General features: G+C 66.3%; 12 protein-coding genes. 7 read left to right on the top strand and 5 right to left on the bottom strand.

Features of this window, described 5'->3' with window-relative positions; genetic code table 11:
- Window positions 1–6 precede the first annotated feature (6 nt).
- Both VFW84_RS04925 and VFW84_RS04920 read right to left on the bottom strand, forming a co-directional pair.
- Complete coding sequence (locus tag VFW84_RS04925) at window positions 7–1,029, bottom strand: DUF2804 domain-containing protein (protein ID WP_329679324.1); 1,023 nt, start codon at window positions 1,027–1,029, stop codon at window positions 7–9.
- Complete coding sequence (locus VFW84_RS04920; RefSeq protein WP_329679323.1) at window positions 1,026–2,024, bottom strand: AraC family transcriptional regulator; 999 nt, start codon at window positions 2,022–2,024, stop codon at window positions 1,026–1,028. Before VFW84_RS04920 ends, VFW84_RS04925 begins: the two co-directional genes overlap by 4 nt.
- Window positions 2,025–2,208: 184 nt before the next feature.
- On the opposite strand from VFW84_RS04920, the gene VFW84_RS04915 reads away from it, so the two are divergent.
- The gene (locus VFW84_RS04915; RefSeq protein ID WP_329679322.1) at window positions 2,209–3,144 is read left to right on the top strand and encodes a sterol desaturase family protein; all 936 of its coding nucleotides are present in this window, start codon (window positions 2,209–2,211) and stop codon (window positions 3,142–3,144) included.
- Window positions 3,098–4,363 (top strand): RsmB/NOP family class I SAM-dependent RNA methyltransferase, encoded by a 1,266-nt coding sequence (locus VFW84_RS04910; RefSeq protein ID WP_329679321.1) that lies wholly within the window; start codon window positions 3,098–3,100, stop codon window positions 4,361–4,363. The genes VFW84_RS04915 and VFW84_RS04910 overlap by 47 nt, the downstream gene beginning before the upstream one ends.
- Window positions 4,364–4,381: 18 nt before the next feature.
- Here VFW84_RS04910 and epsE read toward each other — a convergent pair whose 3' ends face one another.
- Entirely contained in the window at window positions 4,382–5,191 is an 810-nt protein-coding gene (epsE, locus tag VFW84_RS04905; RefSeq protein ID WP_329679320.1) for a polysaccharide export protein EpsE, read from the bottom strand.
- A 124-nt stretch (window positions 5,192–5,315) separates the two neighbouring features.
- Entirely contained in the window at window positions 5,316–7,670 is a 2,355-nt protein-coding gene (locus tag VFW84_RS04900; RefSeq protein WP_329679319.1) for a putative bifunctional diguanylate cyclase/phosphodiesterase, read from the bottom strand.
- A 171-nt stretch (window positions 7,671–7,841) separates the two neighbouring features.
- On the opposite strand from VFW84_RS04900, the gene VFW84_RS04895 reads away from it, so the two are divergent.
- The 4 genes from VFW84_RS04895 to VFW84_RS04880 are packed head-to-tail and all read left to right on the top strand — an operon-like array spanning window position 7,842 to window position 13,400.
- The gene (locus VFW84_RS04895; protein ID WP_329679318.1) at window positions 7,842–10,160 is read left to right on the top strand and encodes an NADP-dependent malic enzyme; all 2,319 of its coding nucleotides are present in this window, start codon (window positions 7,842–7,844) and stop codon (window positions 10,158–10,160) included.
- Between the two features lie 38 nt (window positions 10,161–10,198).
- Window positions 10,199–11,095, top strand: a complete 897-nt coding sequence (locus VFW84_RS04890) for a DMT family transporter (RefSeq protein WP_329679317.1) — start codon at window positions 10,199–10,201, stop codon at window positions 11,093–11,095.
- A complete protein-coding gene (locus VFW84_RS04885; RefSeq protein ID WP_329679316.1) occupies window positions 11,092–11,895 on the top strand; it encodes a DUF1295 domain-containing protein in 804 nt (267 codons plus the stop codon). The genes VFW84_RS04890 and VFW84_RS04885 overlap by 4 nt, the downstream gene beginning before the upstream one ends.
- Before the next feature lie 32 nt (window positions 11,896–11,927).
- Window positions 11,928–13,400: a cytochrome P450 gene (locus VFW84_RS04880; RefSeq protein WP_329679315.1), complete on the top strand. Its 1,473-nt coding sequence runs from the start codon at window positions 11,928–11,930 to the stop codon at window positions 13,398–13,400.
- A 9-nt stretch (window positions 13,401–13,409) separates the two neighbouring features.
- Here VFW84_RS04880 and VFW84_RS04875 read toward each other — a convergent pair whose 3' ends face one another.
- Window positions 13,410–14,594, bottom strand: a complete 1,185-nt coding sequence (locus tag VFW84_RS04875; RefSeq protein ID WP_329679314.1) for a poly(3-hydroxybutyrate) depolymerase — start codon at window positions 14,592–14,594, stop codon at window positions 13,410–13,412.
- A 317-nt stretch (window positions 14,595–14,911) separates the two neighbouring features.
- Between VFW84_RS04875 and rpoH the strand changes: the two genes are divergently transcribed.
- Entirely contained in the window at window positions 14,912–15,832 is a 921-nt protein-coding gene (gene rpoH, locus VFW84_RS04870) for an RNA polymerase sigma factor RpoH (protein ID WP_329679313.1), read from the top strand.
- The last annotated feature ends 567 nt before the right edge of the window (window positions 15,833–16,399 follow it).

Here is a 16,399-nt window from a genome sequence, read left to right as displayed (position 1 = left end):
CTGGGCTCACCACAGGGAGCGGTGGTCCTCGGTCACCCCCAGCAGGCCTTGGACCACCACGGGCGACTCGCCCGCCGAGCGGCTCACCTGCCCATGGAAGGTGCCCACCGGCTGGATGTAGTCACTGACCACCACCCCCAGGTCCCGATGCTGCTCGCGCGCGCCCTCCGGCGTGAACATCAGGTCCAGCAAGCCATCGTCGGTGTGCACATGCCAGGGCTGCAGTGGCACCCGAGGATCGAAGTCGAAGTGCGCTGCGCCCAGCAGGATCATCTCGCCGTGCAGCCACAGCACGTTCTCGCAGGCACCGAAATAGCCCTGCTGCAGGTTGAAGCCCAACTGCTCGCCATGCGCGCAAGCCCAGTGCCAGCGGGTGTCACGGGCGAGCAGGCCATTGGAGCTGTCCAGACAGGCCACGGCGCGGTCCAGACACCAGCGCTGAGCCCCCACCTGCACCGAGCCTCGCACCGCCAGGGCCGGGGACTTCTGCGTGGCATGCGCCACCCCGCCGGCAATGGGCCCCACCGCACACAGATACGGTGAGGCACTGTGCGTCTGCACCTCTGCCTCCAGACGCATGCCCGGCACCACGACCACCACCTGCAAAGCCCCCGTGGCCTCGTCCTGCGTCAGTGACAGGCGCCCTCCCAGCCCCCTGAAGTGGCTGCGCAGGCCCGCCACGGGCTGATCCGACACGGCGCCCGCCAGACCGGGCAGTCCTTCCTGTGACCAGTCCACCAGAACCCGGCGCTGGCGTCGATCAAACACATAGGCAAAGGCCGACAGACACCAGCCCACATGCACGATGGCCAGACCGACGAAGACCTCGTCCGAGCCCAGGCCCACGTACTGCCAGCGCTTGTGATGCAGGGCGCGCCACCACGCCGGTCGACGATGCTCGCCACGCAAGGCCGACCAGTCGAATCGCGGCATCACACCGGCATAACGCCCGTGGGCGGGCCCACCCTCGGGGGTGACCAGGGACGCAGGCGGGGCCTGCAGGCCGCTGCCCTCACGCCCCTCGCTCATGACGACGCCTCGCTCTGGCGCAGCTTGCGCCACTGGGCGGGGCTCTCGCCGGTCCAGGCCTTGAACGCGCGGGTGAAGGCGCTCTGCTCCGAATAACCCAGCAGCAAAGCGATTTCGGCCAGATCGAGCGAGGGCTCCCGCAGATGCCCCTCGGCCAGGTGCTGACGCGTGCGGTCCAGCAGTTGCTGAAAGCTCATGCCCTGCTCGGCCAAGCGGCGCTGCAGACTGCGAGCGCTCATGTGCTGGGAGTCGGCCAGTGCCGCCAGAGACATGCGCCCCTCACGGATCAGGGGCACCAGGGCCCGTCGCCAGTGGTCCACGGCCGCAGGCAGGGCCGCCACCCTGGCCAGCAAGGCCTCGGCCTGCTGGTCGAGCAGAGCCAGCAAGGCCGGGTCGGACTTGCGCAGCGGCAGGGCCAGATAGGTCGGCGCGATCACCACCCGGGTGGTGGGACGATCAAAACGAACCTCACCGCCAAAGAAATCCCTGTAAGGACGGACATCGGCAGGCGCGGGATTGACGAAGTCCACGGCCTGCACAGGCAGGCAACGTCCGGTCATGTCCCGGGCCAGTTGAACCAGCGAGGCAATCGCCGTCTCGTCGACCAAGGCGCCCGGACGCCCGCGCTCGACGCCCCATTCAATGACCAGGCAGCCCGCCTGCTCATGGATGGTGGCCGGGTTCACGTCATACACGGCCACATGGTGGCGCTCCAGCCTCAGCAAGGCCTCGGCCAGGGTCGAGCACGCCAGCGCGGCATAACCGACCACACCGAAATGACGCGCCGCCACGCCCTCGGCGATGCGCAAACCCAAGGCCGGCCGCTGCTCCAGCGCGTCAACCCGGCGCAGCATGCGTTGCCAGGTCGGCAAAGAAACGAAGTGCTCGTCAGCCCCCGGCGCAGGCCCGAGCAACTGGACAGGATCCAGCCCCTGGCCTTGCAGGTACTCGAAGAGCAGTTGCACATAGGTGCTGGCAATGCGGGTGTCGACCATGCGCGCAGCGGAGATGAGAGGTGCACATCATGCCCCGCCCCCTCGCCCACCGCCACCCCGGGGATCACAGGAGATGCGGCAGACCACCTTGGCGTGATATGTCAAGAAATTGACCGCGCTTGTCCATCCAATCAAGGCAGGAATCGACACCATCACGACTGTCTTCCATGTGAGTACCCTGCCCATGACCGACTGGCCCGCCTTGTCCTCCTTCTGGTCCACCCTGATGAGCCACACCGATGTGCGTGAGTGGCTGCTGGTGCTGCTCTCGCCCGTTTTCCTGGTGCTGATCGCCATCGAGTGCTGGGGCCTGCGGAGCCGGGGCCTGTACGACTGGCGCGATTCGTTCGACAGCCTCAACCTGGGCGGGGTGTACGCCCTGCTGGATGTCCTGTTCCTGGCTTTCGGGGTGCTGCCCGCCATGACCTGGCTGTCTCAATGGCGCTTGGCCACCATCGAGATCACCCCCTGGAGCTTCGCGGCCCTCTTCCTGGGCGTGGAGTTCTGCTACTACTGGTTCCACCGCGCCAGCCACCGCATCCGCTGGTTCTGGTGCGCTCACGTGGTGCACCACGGCTCGGAGCACATGAACTTCACCACCGCGCTGCGACAGAGCTGGCTGTATGCCTTCGCCGGCAACTGGCTGTTCTACCTGCCCATGGTGTGGCTGGGCTTCGATCCCCGCTGGGTGATGTTCGCCCTGGCCATCAGCCTGGCCTACCAGTTCTTCGTGCACACCCAATGGGTCGGTCGCCTGCCCGCACCCATCGAGTTCATCTTCAATACGCCCTCGCACCACCGCGCTCATCACGGCCGCAACCCGATCTACATCGATCGCAACTACGGCGGCATGCTCATCGTCTTCGATCGGCTGTTCGGCACCTTCGTGCCAGAGAACGAGGCGGTCGACTATGGCCTCGTTCACCCAGTGCACAGCCACAACCCGCTGTGGCTGACCGTGCATGAATGGGTGGCCATGGTTCGTGATGTCTGCCGCCCCGGCCCACTGCCCGATCGACTGAAACACCTCTGGGCCCCCCCGGAATGGCAGCGTCCGCGAGATAATGCGCCCCATGCATCCGAACGCCCTTCTCGACCTCACGACGCATCTTGTCCATGAGGTCCTCAAGCTCGACGCCCCGGCCGACAGCATCGTTTCCTACTTTTTCCGCAAGCACAAGGCGCTGGGCTCACGCGAGCGCCATGCCCTGGCCGAGACCGCCTACGCGGTGCTGCGCCAGCGTCTGCTGTGGGCCCACCTGGCCCAGTCCGGTCACGGCCACATGGAGCGCCGCCTGGCCATCCTGGCCTGGCAAGGCCAGCCCCATGTGCTGAAAAACGCCATGACGGCCGATGAGGCCGCCTGGCTGGAGCGCAGCAACACCATCGACCGCAGCACCCTGGCTGACAAGCTGCGCCACAACCTGCCCGACTGGCTGTCCAACAGCCTGCGCGAGCAGTTGGGCACCGAGGAGTTCTGGGCCCTGGTCGAGACCCTGTCTGGCGGCGCCCCGCTGGATCTGCGTGTCAACACGCTCAAATCCAAGCGCGAAACCGTGATGGAAGAGCTGGCCACCGCCGGCATCGAATCCGAGGTCACGCCCTTCTCGCCCTGGGGCATCCGCATCCACGGCAAACCGGCCCTGCAGAAGCTGGCGCTCTACACGGGCGGCCACGTCGAGGTGCAAGATGAAGGCAGCCAGTTGCTGGCCTTGCTGACCGGTGCCAAGCGAGGCGAAATGGTGGTGGATTTCTGCGCCGGCGCTGGCGGCAAGACCCTGGCCCTGGGCGCCATGATGCGCAACACGGGGCGGCTCTATGCCTTCGACGTGTCCGCGCACCGCCTGGAAAAGCTCAAACCGCGCCTGGCGCGCAGCGGCCTGTCCAATGTCTATCCCAGCCAGATCGCCCACGAACGCGACGACCGCATCAAACGCCTGAGCGGCAAGATCGACCGGGTGCTGGTGGACGCTCCCTGTTCGGGCCTGGGCACCCTGCGCCGCAACCCCGACCTGAAGTGGCGCCAGAGCCCGCAGGCCGTGGCCGAGCTGCAAGTCAAGCAGCAGGCCATCCTTCACAGCGCCGCGCGCCTGCTCAAGCCGGGCGGCCGCCTGGTGTACGCCACCTGCAGCCTGATGCCCGCCGAGAACGAGGTCGTGGCCGCCGCATTCAGCGAACAACACAAGGACATGATCCCGGTGGACGCCCGCGAGGTGCTGGAGCGCAACGGGGTGACCGACGCCGAAGCATTGGTCACCCCGCTGGGTCATCTGCGACTGTGGCCTCATCGTCACGCCACGGACGGCTTCTATGCCGCCGTGTGGGACAAGAAGGCCTGAGCCTTCAGCCTGTTCTGATCAGAACAGGCTTTCCTTGACGTAGACCACGTCGTCCTTCTGCAGCTTGTCGTTCATGCCGGGCTGCACAACCTGGACGACGCCATTGGCGTCGCGGCGGTGCACACGGATGCCTTTTTCGGTACCGCGCAGGTTCAGACCACCCGAGGCTGCCAGGGCCTGCAGCAAGGTCATGTCGCGCTGCAGGGTCTTGGTGCCGGGGCTCTGCACTTCACCATAGACATACACATAAGGCACACGGTCCACGTAGACGGTGTCGCCGTTCTGCATGATCATGTCTTCTTCCGGGTTGTTGGCCGCGAAGATCAAGGGGAAATCCACTTCCTTGCGGAATGGCTTGCCGTTGCGCAGGCCTGTGACCACGATCACCTCGGACGCACTGCCCGCCGCCAGACCACCTGCCTGCGCCAAAACCTCGCTCAGCCTAGTGTTGGCCACCTCCAGGGGGAAGCGACCCGGGCGGTTGACCAGCCCCAAAACGGACACCTGGTTGCCCTTGACCTGGGCCACCAGGATGGACACCTGAGGTTGCTTGAGGTAGTTGCCATCACGCAGACCGGCGGCGATCTTCTTTTCTGCATCGCTGACCGACAGACCACCGATCTTGACCGTGCCCAGCAGGGGGTAGGAGATCGCTCCCCCTTCTGACACCCGGGTATCCAGGGTCAGGTCGGGGTTCTGGTAAACCGAAATCCGGATGACGTCACCGGCACCCAGGACATAGTCGCCTGTCGGCGCTGCATGAGCCATGGCGGCCATGGTCAGCATCACCGACATCAGACCGCGAACCACGTTACGCATCCACTTCATATTGAAAGATCCTCGAGTGAGAAATTAATGATCGAGCCGGTGCACTCATGCACCCCGAAATCGTCTTGGAATGTACCACTGCCCGTGGGCCAGCGCCCTCAGGCACAACGCCTAGCAGGCCCGCTCAATGCGAAGCCACCTGCTCATGCGCCGATCGGATCAGGAAATCCCGGATCTGAGGCGCCGGCATGGGCCTGGACACCAGATAGCCCTGGATGTCATCACAGCCCAGGGCGCGCAGCATGAGTTTTTGCGCCCGCGTTTCCACCCCCTCCGCCGTGGTCTCCAGATGCAGGGCCCGCGCCAGACTGATGATGGCGGTCACCACGGCCTGCGCCTCGGTGTCGGAGTCGAGTGAGCGCACGAAGAGGCCATCGATCTTGAGCTTGTCCATCTGGAAGTGGCGCAGGTAGGCCAGGGACGAGTAACCCGTGCCAAAGTCGTCCAGCGCCACGCGGACCCCGCGGCTGCGCAAGGCCATGAGGGTGGCCTGAGCCCCCTCGTAGTCCTCGATCAGGGCAGACTCGGTGATCTCCAGCTCCAGGCGCTCCGGGGCCAGACCGCTGTCGGCCAGGGCCTGCATGACCACCTCCACCACGGCCGAGCTGCGGAACTGCACCGCCGACAGGTTGACCGACACACGCAGGTGAGCAGGCCAGGCGGCCGCCTCGCGACAGGCCTGGCGCAACACCCAGGTGCCCAGAGGCACGATCTGCCCGGTTTCTTCGGCCACTGGAATGAACTCGGCCGGGCCGATCAGACCGCGTTCGGCGTGATGCCAGCGCACCAGGGCTTCAAAACCGACCACGGCCTGCTCGCCCAGGTGCCACTGCGGCTGGTAATAGATGGTGAACTGCTCGGAGGCCAGCGCCTCGCCCAGCTCATGCTGCAGGCGCACGCGGTTGCGCGCGCTCTCGGCCATGGCCGCATCGAACATGCGCCAGGTATTGCGTCCGGCCGCCTTGGCCGCATACAGGGCCAGATCGGCGCACTTGAGCAAGGTCTCCGGGTCATCCCCGTCAATGGGGCACAGGGCGATGCCCATGCTGGCCCGCACATCCACCCGCACGTCGTCGAGCTGACAGGGCTCGTTCATCGACGCCAGCAAGCGCTCGGCCAGCTCCGCCACGGCCTGAACGGAGGCCGGATGCGGCATCAGCAAGGCGAACTCGTCACCCCCCAGACGGGCCAGCAGCACGCTCTCGTCGACACACTGGCGGATGCGCTCACCCACGCTGCGCAAGAGCAGATCGCCCACGGCGTGGCCCAGCGAATCATTGATGTTCTTGAAATTGTCCAGATCCAGAAACATCAGGGCGCAGCGACGGGACTCCGGGCTGCCTGTCTGCGTCATCCGGCTCAAGGCCTCGCCAAAACGATGGCGGTTGGCCAACCCGGTCAGGCTGTCGAAATTGGCCAATCGGGCCAGGTCGTCGCGCGCTCGCCGGGCCGAGGTGATGTCTCGCCCCACCCCACGCCAACCCGAGGCCCGCCCCTGCTCGTCGAACAGGGGCTTGGCGGTCAGGGACCACCACCGCAGATCGTCGCCAACGAGCACTGGCAATTCCAGATCACGAAAAGCCACGCCCCTCAGCAGACACTGAGACAGATGCGCATGGGCATCCCGTGCCTCGACGTGATCGGCGGGGATCAGGGTAGCGAGCAACTCGACAAACGGGCGCTGCTGCAGTTGCTCGGCACTCATGCCGAAGGTCGAAGCCAGGTGCCGTGACACGTGGCGCAAATGGCCATGGGGCTGCGTTTCCCACAGCCAGTCACTGGCATGTTCCTCAAAATCCCGCAGCAGCAGATCGATCAGTTGCGCCTGGCGTTCGGTCTCCGCCTCGGCGCGCAGGCGGCTGAGGAACACCCTGGAGCTGGACCACACCATGCCCAGGATGGTCGAGCCATAGGCCAGGAGCAGCAGCATCAGCATCGGATACTGCCCATAGGTCGAGCGCAACAGGGCACTGACGGACGCGGCGGTCAGAATCACGATGTAGGCGCTGGCCGCCAGCACATGGGCACTGAGCAGGAAGCCTCCGGCACACAGCATGCCCACGGTCACCGTGGCCAGCAACATCTCGCCGTTGTGGTCCGCCCCCGGGAACACCAGCACCGGCACGGCCGACCAGACCAGCGTGTAGAAGGCCACGTGCCAGACGATCAGGCGCATGGCGGCGGGGCTCGCGGCCGGGCGCCCCTGCTCCTTGATCAGGGCGCCCCACCACAGGTAACCCACTCCCAGGCCCGCCACGGCCACGGTCGCCCACAGGCCCAGCCACAGCATGGGCAGGCGGTCGCCAAAGTGCGTCAGCACCGCCACGGTGTTGAACACATTGCCCAGGATGACGAGCGGAAACAGGCGACGCACGGCCTGCAGCTGGCGCGCACGGAAGTACTTGGCCTTGGGGCCATCGATGGCTTCGCCTGGCACAGCCTCATCCAGCAAGGCACGCCAGCGCGCCTTCAAAGTCATCGGTTCAGCAGAGTGATGAGGCATGGACAAATGAAAGCAGACTGATCGTCTTATTCGGCCTCGGCACGATCAACTTGAATCAAACCCGACCCTGAAACGAACGATACAACGCGTTTCACGGCAGCAATTGGCGTACTATGACGCCCCTCCCCGCTGAGAGAAGATTCGTCCATGAGTTCCGCCAAGCCCCTGTCCGACGCCGAACAATCCCTGCGCGACGCCGCGAACGAATACCACCGCCTGCCCACACGCGGCAAGATTTCGGTGACCCCGACCAAGCCGCTGTCCAATCAGCGCGATCTGGCGTTGGCCTACTCTCCCGGCGTGGCCTACCCCTGCCTGGCCATCGAGAAGGACCCGACCCTGGCGGCCGAGTACACCTCGCGCGGCAACCTGGTGGCCGTGATCACCAACGGCACCGCCGTGCTGGGTCTGGGCGACATCGGCCCACTGGCCTCCAAGCCGGTCATGGAGGGCAAGGGTTGCCTGTTCAAGAAATTTGCTGGGGTCGACGTGTTCGACATCGAGCTGGCCGAGCGCGATCCGGACAAGCTCATCGAGATCATCGCCGCGCTGGAGCCCACGCTGGGTGGCATCAACCTCGAAGACATCAAGGCCCCTGAGTGCTTCTACATCGAGAAGGAACTCAGCGCCCGCATGAACATCCCCGTGTTCCATGACGACCAGCACGGCACGGCCATCATCTCCAGCGCCGCCCTGCTCAACGGGCTGGAGCTGGTGGGCAAGAAGATCGACGAGGTCAAGCTGGCCGTCTCGGGCGCAGGTGCCGCCGCCATTGCCTGCCTGGACGTGATGGTGGGCCTGGGCGTCAAGCGCGAGAACATCTTCGTGTGCGACTCCAAGGGCGTGATCCACGCCGACCGCACCGACAAGCTCGACGCCTCCAAGCAGCGCTACCAGCAGCACACCAGTGCCCGCACCCTGGCCGACGCGGTCGACGGAGCCGATGTGTTCCTGGGCTGCTCGGCCGCCGGGGTGCTCACGGCCGACATGGTCAAGACCATGGCCCCCAGCCCGCTGATCCTGGCCCTGGCCAACCCCGAGCCCGAGATCCGCCCCGAGGTGGCCAAGGCCGCCCGCCCGGACTGCATCATCGCCACCGGCCGCTCGGACTACCCCAATCAGGTCAACAACGTCCTGTGCTTCCCCTACATCTTCCGGGGCGCGCTGGACTGCGGCGCCACCAAGATCACGGACGCCATGAAACTGGCCTGCGTGCGCCAGATCGCCGATCTGGCCAAGGCCGAGATCTCCGACGAAGTGGCCGCCGCCTACCCGGGCCGCGAGCTGCGCTTCGGCCCGGATTACCTGATCCCCACGCCCTTTGATTCGCGCCTGATCCTGCGCATCGCCCCGGCCGTGGCCGAGGCTGCCGCTGCCTCCGGCGTGGCCACCCGTCCCATCACCGACCTCAAGGCCTACCGCGATTCGCTGACGCAGTTCGTGACCAACACCGGTTTGTTCATGCGTCCGGTGTTCATGGGCGCCAAGGCCTCGCCCAAGCGCATCGCCTATGCCGAGGGTGAAGACGAGCGCGTGCTGCGCGCCGCCCAGGTCGCCATCGACGAAGGCCTGGCCCATCCCATCCTGGTGGGCCGCCCCGACGTGATCGCCACCCGCATCGAGCGGGCCGGCCTGCGCCTGGCGCCCGGGGTCAACTGCGAGATCGTCAACCCCGCCAAGGACGAGCGCTTCAAGCAGTACTACGAGACCTACCACCGCCTGCGCGCCCGTGACGGCATCACGCCTGACCTGGCCAAGGTGGTGGTGCGCCGCTCCAACTCCCTGATCGCCACGCTGATGGTCAAGCTCGGCGATGCCGACGGCATGATCTGTGGCGTCATCGGCCGCTACGACTTCCATCTGGACCACATCCGCGACGTGATCGGTGTGCGCCCCGAGGCCCATGGCCTGGCCGCGCTCAACGCCCTGATCCTGGACAACCACAATCTCTTCATCGCAGACACCTTCGTCAATGAAGACCCGACGGCCGAGCAACTGGCCGACATCGCCGTGCTGGCAGTCGAGGAAGTGCAGCGCTTTGGCCTGCCCCCCCGCGTGGCCTTCCTGTCGCACTCGATGTTCGGCTCCAGCAGCCGCCCCTCGGCCCGCAAGATGCGCGCCGCCCGCGACCTCTTTGTCGCGCGCATGCCCCACATCCCCGCCGACGGCGAGATGCAGGGCGATGCCGCGCTGAGCGAAGCCGTGCGCCACAAGCTGTTGCCCGGCTCCACGCTGGATGGCACGGCCAACATCCTGATCTGCCCGAACCTGGATGCCGCCAACATCCTGTTCAATGTGCTCAAGATGACGGGCGGCCAGGGCATCACCGTGGGCCCCATCCTGCTGGGTGCCGCCGCACCAGTGCACATCCTCAACCCCTCGGCCACGGTGCGCCGCATCGTCAACATGACGGCCATCGCCGTCACGCACGGCGCCACGCCGCTGCACACGGCGCAAAACCGTTGATGGGCAAGGGCGTTTGATCGGGGCTAGACTGCCCAGCGATGACACGCCCTTCCCTGCTCCATGGCTATCTGGCCGCCCTGGCCACCGTGGTGATCTGGGCGGGCTTCATCCTGATCTCCCGCCTGGGGGGCAAGAGCGCCCTGAGCTCCTGGGACATCGTGGCCCTGCGCCTGGGCACGGCCAGCCTGATCCTGCTGCCCTTCTCGCTCAAGATCGAGCGCCATGTCTGGCGTGACCCCAAGCTGTGGGCCCTCAGCCTGATCGGCGGCCTGCTCTTCCTGGTGCTGGCCTACGCGGGCTTCAAGTTCGCCCCGGCAGCACATGGCGCCATCCTCATGCCGGGCATGCAGCCCTTCCTGGTCACCTTGCTGGCCTGGCTGATGCTGGGGGCCATCCCCTCGCGCCAACGTCTGTGGGGCCTGTTGCCCATCGCCCTGGGCGTGGCCTGCGTGGCCGTGCCCCAGTTCATGAACGCCCATGCCGGTGCCTCCACCCTGCTGGGCGATGCGCTGCTGCTGGGCGCCTCCTTGGCCTGGGCCGCCTACAGTGTGCTGGTCAAGAAGTGGGCCTACGACCCCTGGCTGCTGACCCGGGTCGTGGCCCTGGGCTCGGCCGCCGTGTTCCTGCCGGTGTACTTTCTGGCGCTGCCCCGCCACCTGGATCAGGTGCCACTGTCCATGCTGCTGCTCCAGGGCCTGTACCAGGGCATCGGGCCCACCATCGTGGCCATGGTGCTCTTCCTGCGGGCGGTGTCCATCCTGGGGGCCGAGCGCACCGGCGCCCTGGTGGCCCTGGTGCCGGTCATGGCCGGGCTGGGGGCCGTGCCCCTGCTCGATGAGCCGCTGACAGGCTGGCTGGTGGCCGGTCTGGTCCTGGTCTCGGGCGGTGCGCTGCTGTCAGCCCGCCCGGCTCAACCCACAGTGGCACGCGCATGAGTGTCTGGCAGGCACTGGGCTGGGGGGCACTCCTGCTCTTTCTCGTCAAGACCATGGCCTGGCTGGTGCAGCGCCGCCTGGGCAACGCCGGCATCGTCGATGGCTTCTGGGCCTGGGGGCTGGGGGCACTGGCGCTGGGGTTCGCCTGGGTCGCCCCGGGTCCGCTCGAGGTGCGCGTGGCCGTGGCCCTGATGGGTGGCCTGTGGGGCCTGCGCCTGGGCACCTATCTGTGGCGACGCAACTGGCGCACAGCCGAAGACTTCCGCTATGCCAACCTGCGTGCGCAATGGGGTGCACAAGCACCCGCCAGGCTGTTCTGGTTCTTCCAGTTCCAGAACCTCTTCACCCTGGCCCTGGCCGGCAGCGCCTTCCTGCCCGCCGTCTGGCAGGACCGCTCCCCCGGTCCCTGGGCCCTGGCCGTCGCGGCCGTGGTGTGGCTGATCGCCGTGGTGGGTGAGTCGGTGGCCGATGCCCAGATGGCCGCCTTCAAGCGCCGCGCCGATCAGCATGGCCAAGTGTGCGACACCGGCCTGTGGCGCCACAGCCGGCACCCCAACTACTTCTTCGAATGCGTTCACTGGCTGGCCTATGTGCCCCTGAGCTGGGGCAGCCCGGGGTGGCCGCTCAGCCTGCTGGCGCCCGTGGTCATGGTGCTGCTGCTCAAGCGCCTGTCGGGCATCCCCCTGCTGGAAGCCCGACTGGTAGAAACCCGCCCAGCTTACCGGGACTACATGGCGCGCACCCACGCACTCCTGCCCTGGCCGCCTCGCGGTCAATCAATTGGCACGCGCCGACAGTGACAAGATCGGGGCATGAGGACATCATCACGCCCATGAACACCGAGACCCTGCCCCCCGTCGCCGGCGCCACGCCCACCGCCACACGCCAGATCTCCGATCTGCCCGGCCCCAAGCCCTGGCCCCTGGTGGGCAACAACCTGCAGGTGCGTCTGTCACGCCTGCACCAGGACATCGAACACTGGATCGACCAGTACGGTCCCATGCTGCAAGCCCGGCTCGGCCCCAACCACCTGGTGATCATTTCCGATCACGAGCTGATCACCGGCATCCTGCGTGATCGGCCCGACACCTTCCGCCGCCCTTCGCGCCTGGCCGACATCGTCGACGAAATGGGCATCCAGCCCGGCATCTTCACGGCCGAGGGCGCCTCCTGGCAGAACCAGCGCCGCATGGTCATGGCCAGCTTCTCGCCCACGCATGTGCGCAACTACTTCCCCGCACTGCTCAAGGTCACCCAGAACCTGCACCGCCGCTGGACCCAGGCGGCCCGGCAGCGCACCGCCATCGACCTGCAGGCCGACCTCATGCGCTTCACGGTGGATGCCATCTCGGGCCTGGCCTTCGGCTCGGAGACCCACACGCTGGAGTCCGACGACGACATCATCCAGCAGCACCTCAACAAGATCTTTCCGGCCCTGTTCCGCCGCCTCAACGCCCTGGTGCCCTACTGGCGCTATGTGCGCCTGCCGGCGGACCGTGCACTCGATCGCAGCGTCAAGGAGGTCAATGCCGCCATCGCGGACTTCGTCGCCCAGGCACGCCAGCGCCTGCAGGACCCGGCCCGGCGCGAGCGCCCCCAGAACCTGCTGGAAGCCATGGTCGTGGCGGCCGACGCCGAGGACAGTGGCGTGACCGACAACGAGGTCGCCGGCAATGTCTTCACCCTGCTGCTCGCGGGCGAAGACACCACCGCCACCACCTTGTCCTGGCTGCTCTACCTGCTGTCACGCCACCCACAGGCCCTGAAACTCGCCCGTGAAGAAGCCCGTCGCGTGGCGCCGCGCCTGGATGCCTTCACGCCCGAGCAGATGGCCGATCTGAACTACATCGAGGCCTGTGCACACGAGGCCATGCGCCTCAAACCGGTGGGGCCCTTCAATGCCGTCGAGGCACTGAAAGACACCGTGGTGGGTGATTTGCTCATCCCCCAAGGCACCCTGATCTTCCTGGTGCTGCGCCACGACAACCTCAACGAGCAGTATTTCAGCAAAGCAACCCAGTTCGAGCCGCAACGCTGGCTCGATGGGCAAGGCGTGAGCCAGGCCACCAATGCCAAGCGCATCTCCATGCCTTTCGGGGCCGGGCCGCGCGTGTGCCCCGGGCGCTACCTGGCCTTGCTGGAAATCAAGCTGGCCATGGCCATGATCCTCAATGCCTTCGACATCGAGGCCGTGGACACCCCCGATGGCCAGGAAGCCCAGGAACTGATGTCCTTCACGATGACGCCCGTGGGCCTGACCATGCGCCTGCGCGAGATGTCAACGGACGTGGCCCAGGCGGCCTGAGCCCGCACGTCAAGGGGTTCCAGGGGCCCGCAGCAGATCATCGATCATGGCCTTGACGGCCTTCATCTGCGGCGCAGATCGTTTCGCAAAGTTGGGCGCAGCGCTGTTGCCCGCCGCGTACTTCTCGGTATAGCCCCAGAAGTCCCAGCACCCCTTGGGGTTGAACCGATAGGGGTGATACAGATCGCCCTGGGTGCTGGGCTTGACCTGCGGATACAGCACCACGATGCGGCCCGCCTCGGCCCAGGGGTTGTAGCCCGCCCCCTGCACGAACTGCAGGCCAAAGCGCTCGCCATTCGTCTTGAAGCTCTGCCCCTGCTCGCAGCCATGGAAGGCCACATGCAAGCGGCAGCCGGCCCCCGCCTGCTCGCAGGCCTTGGGCACATACACCCAGCCGGTGCTGTCCAGGCTGTTGAACTCACCCCGGGTGCCATAGGGCGCCTGCCGGAACTGGCGCAGACGACCCGCATCGGCCTGCCCGGCCACGGCAGAGGCCATGTCGGGGTAGAGCCACTTGAGCGCCTGCTCGGCACCATCCAGATGACATTGGGTCAGGAAGGGCGTGCGCGTCGCACTGCAGGCCTGCGTGGCCTGCGGGCTGGGGAAGCCATGGCCCGCGTCGGCCACGTCCTCGCGGTGGATCTGTTCAGCAGGCACCCCCAGGCTGCGGTAGACCAGTTCGGCCGCACTCACCAGTTGGCGATGCACGACCGGATCCTTGCCCCCCGAAAACAGCCAGACGCGGTGGCGCTGCAGGTGGGCCGGATCGTCAATGGCGCCCTGATTGCCCCGGATGGCACGCTCGCTGAACACCCGGTAGACCTCCGGACTGAAGGTGTAGCAACCCAGGCCCGGAAAGGCGTTGACCAGATCCAGCACAGCGGACTTCTCGGCTGGGCAGGAACAGTTGAACATGGCAGTGGACACCGATCCGCGCGAACACCCGTAAGGCCCGCCCGCCAGCACGGCACTGCCGGACAGTGAGCCCGAATAGGCAATGCCGAACTGACCGGCCATGTAGGCCCCGGAGGACAGGCCCGAGACCGTGACGGCATCCGGGGCCAGCCCCAGCGCGGGCAGGCGTGGCAGCACATCGGCATGCGCCGTCCAGGTCGAGGCCAGCAAAACCATCATCGAGCAGCGCCGGCCCCACAAGGCAGAACGCGAAGGCAAGGTGAAACGCGTCATGAACATGACCGGGCTCCCATGTGAATCTGGATTGAATCGGCATTGCTGCACCGCAGCATATGCGGTGCGAGCATACGCCCAGCTCGGGGCGCATGTAAAGCACCCGACCCGAAATCAGTGAGCGCCGGCGAATCCCTTGCAGGGCTGACACGGGCTCCCTAAGATGGGCCGCCAGGTCAAACAGCATGTCATCAGCCCACCGCTGGCGCAAACTCTGCCAACGACAAGGTCCGTGAGCCCGTGAATGGAACTTTTTCCTTGTTTAGCACTCACTAGCCAGGAGTGCTAATATTCCTGTTGAAGGAGCCGAAAGGAGCCCATACATGACCGTGACGACGACCGCTCTTGCCCCCCGCGACCCCTGGAGTCTGGTGCCCTCGCTGGGCAATCTGGATGCGTACATCCGTGCCGTTCAAGCCATTCCCATGCTGGAAGCCGACGAGGAGCAAGCCCTGGCCCGCCGTCTGCGTGATCAGCAGGATGTGCAGGCCGCCGGGCGCCTCGTACTGTCCCACCTGCGCCTGGTGGTGTCCATTTCGCGTCAGTACATGGGCTACGGCCTGCCCCAGGGCGACCTGATCCAGGAAGGCAATGTCGGCCTGATGAAGGCCGTCAAACGCTTCGACCCTGATCAGGGTGTGCGCCTGGTGAGCTACGCCATGCACTGGATCAAGGCCGAGATCCACGAATACATCCTCAAGAACTGGCGCATGGTCAAGGTGGCCACCACCAAGGCCCAGCGCAAGCTCTTCTTCAACCTGCGCTCGCTCAAGCATCAGTTCAAGGGCGAGGCCGATGACGCCCATGTGGGCCGTGCCGCCCTGAGCGAGGCCGAGATCCACCGCGTGGCCACCGAACTCAATGTACGTCCCGAAGACGTCATCGAGATGGAAACCCGCATGGCGGGCGGCGATGTGGCCCTGGAGGCCCCTGCAGACGACGACCATGAGGGGCCGGCCGCACCACTGAACTACCTGTCGGATGATCTGCAGGAGCCCAGCCGAGTGATCGAGTCGCACCACCGCGACTGGCTCTCCAGCCACGGCATCAGCCAGGCCCTGGAAGGCCTGGATGCACGCAGCCGCCGCATCGTCGAAGAGCGCTGGCTCAAGGTCAACGACAACGGCTCGGGCGGTGCCACGCTGCACGACCTGGCCGCCGAGTACGGCGTCAGCGCCGAGCGCATCCGCCAGATTGAAGTGGCGGCGCTCAAGAAGATGCGCAAAGTGCTTGAGGCGGTCTGATGTCTGCGTGTGCCAGGCGCTTTGAGTGAGAGCGCAGGGCTGGGTCGGAGGGACCTGTAGGCCAGGCTTCAAGTGGATGGTCCCGCTGCGCGGGACTCCCTTGCGGTGCTCGACAAGAGGCAGCGTTGGCGAACTCGCTGCGCGCCCTGCGGGCTCTACGCTCAGACAACGCCAACGAGTTTGAGCTTGAGGCGTGCTGCGCACGCCTGCCTCCCGCCTCCGCTCCTCAGCACCCACTCAGGCGCCCGGCCTACAGGCCCCTCCGCCCTTGGTCGCCCTGCTCGTGGCATGCATAGGTCCCGGGGACGAGACATGCATCGCGTCGTGCGTCATGGCCCCGTAGGAAAGCGGTCTACCCCGTCAGCGTGACGCTTGTGGCATCACACCACGGGCTCGTCGCACACCACCCAGTGGGGCGACCCAAGGGCCGAGGGGGCCTCTGGCCGGGCGCCTCGGGGGCGCCGAGCAGCACAGTGTCGGGGTGGGCGCGCGCAGCGCGCATCAACAACTGACTCGTCGGGGTTGTCTGAGCGGATCGCCTGCAGGGCGAGTAGCGAGTTCCCCGAC

The sequence above is a fragment of the Aquabacterium sp. genome (assembly GCF_036279655.1).
GTDB lineage: Bacteria > Pseudomonadota > Gammaproteobacteria > Burkholderiales > Burkholderiaceae_C > Aquabacterium.
The sequence above is the reverse complement of the archived record's forward strand: the minus strand, read 5'-3'. Positions and strand labels throughout refer to the sequence as shown.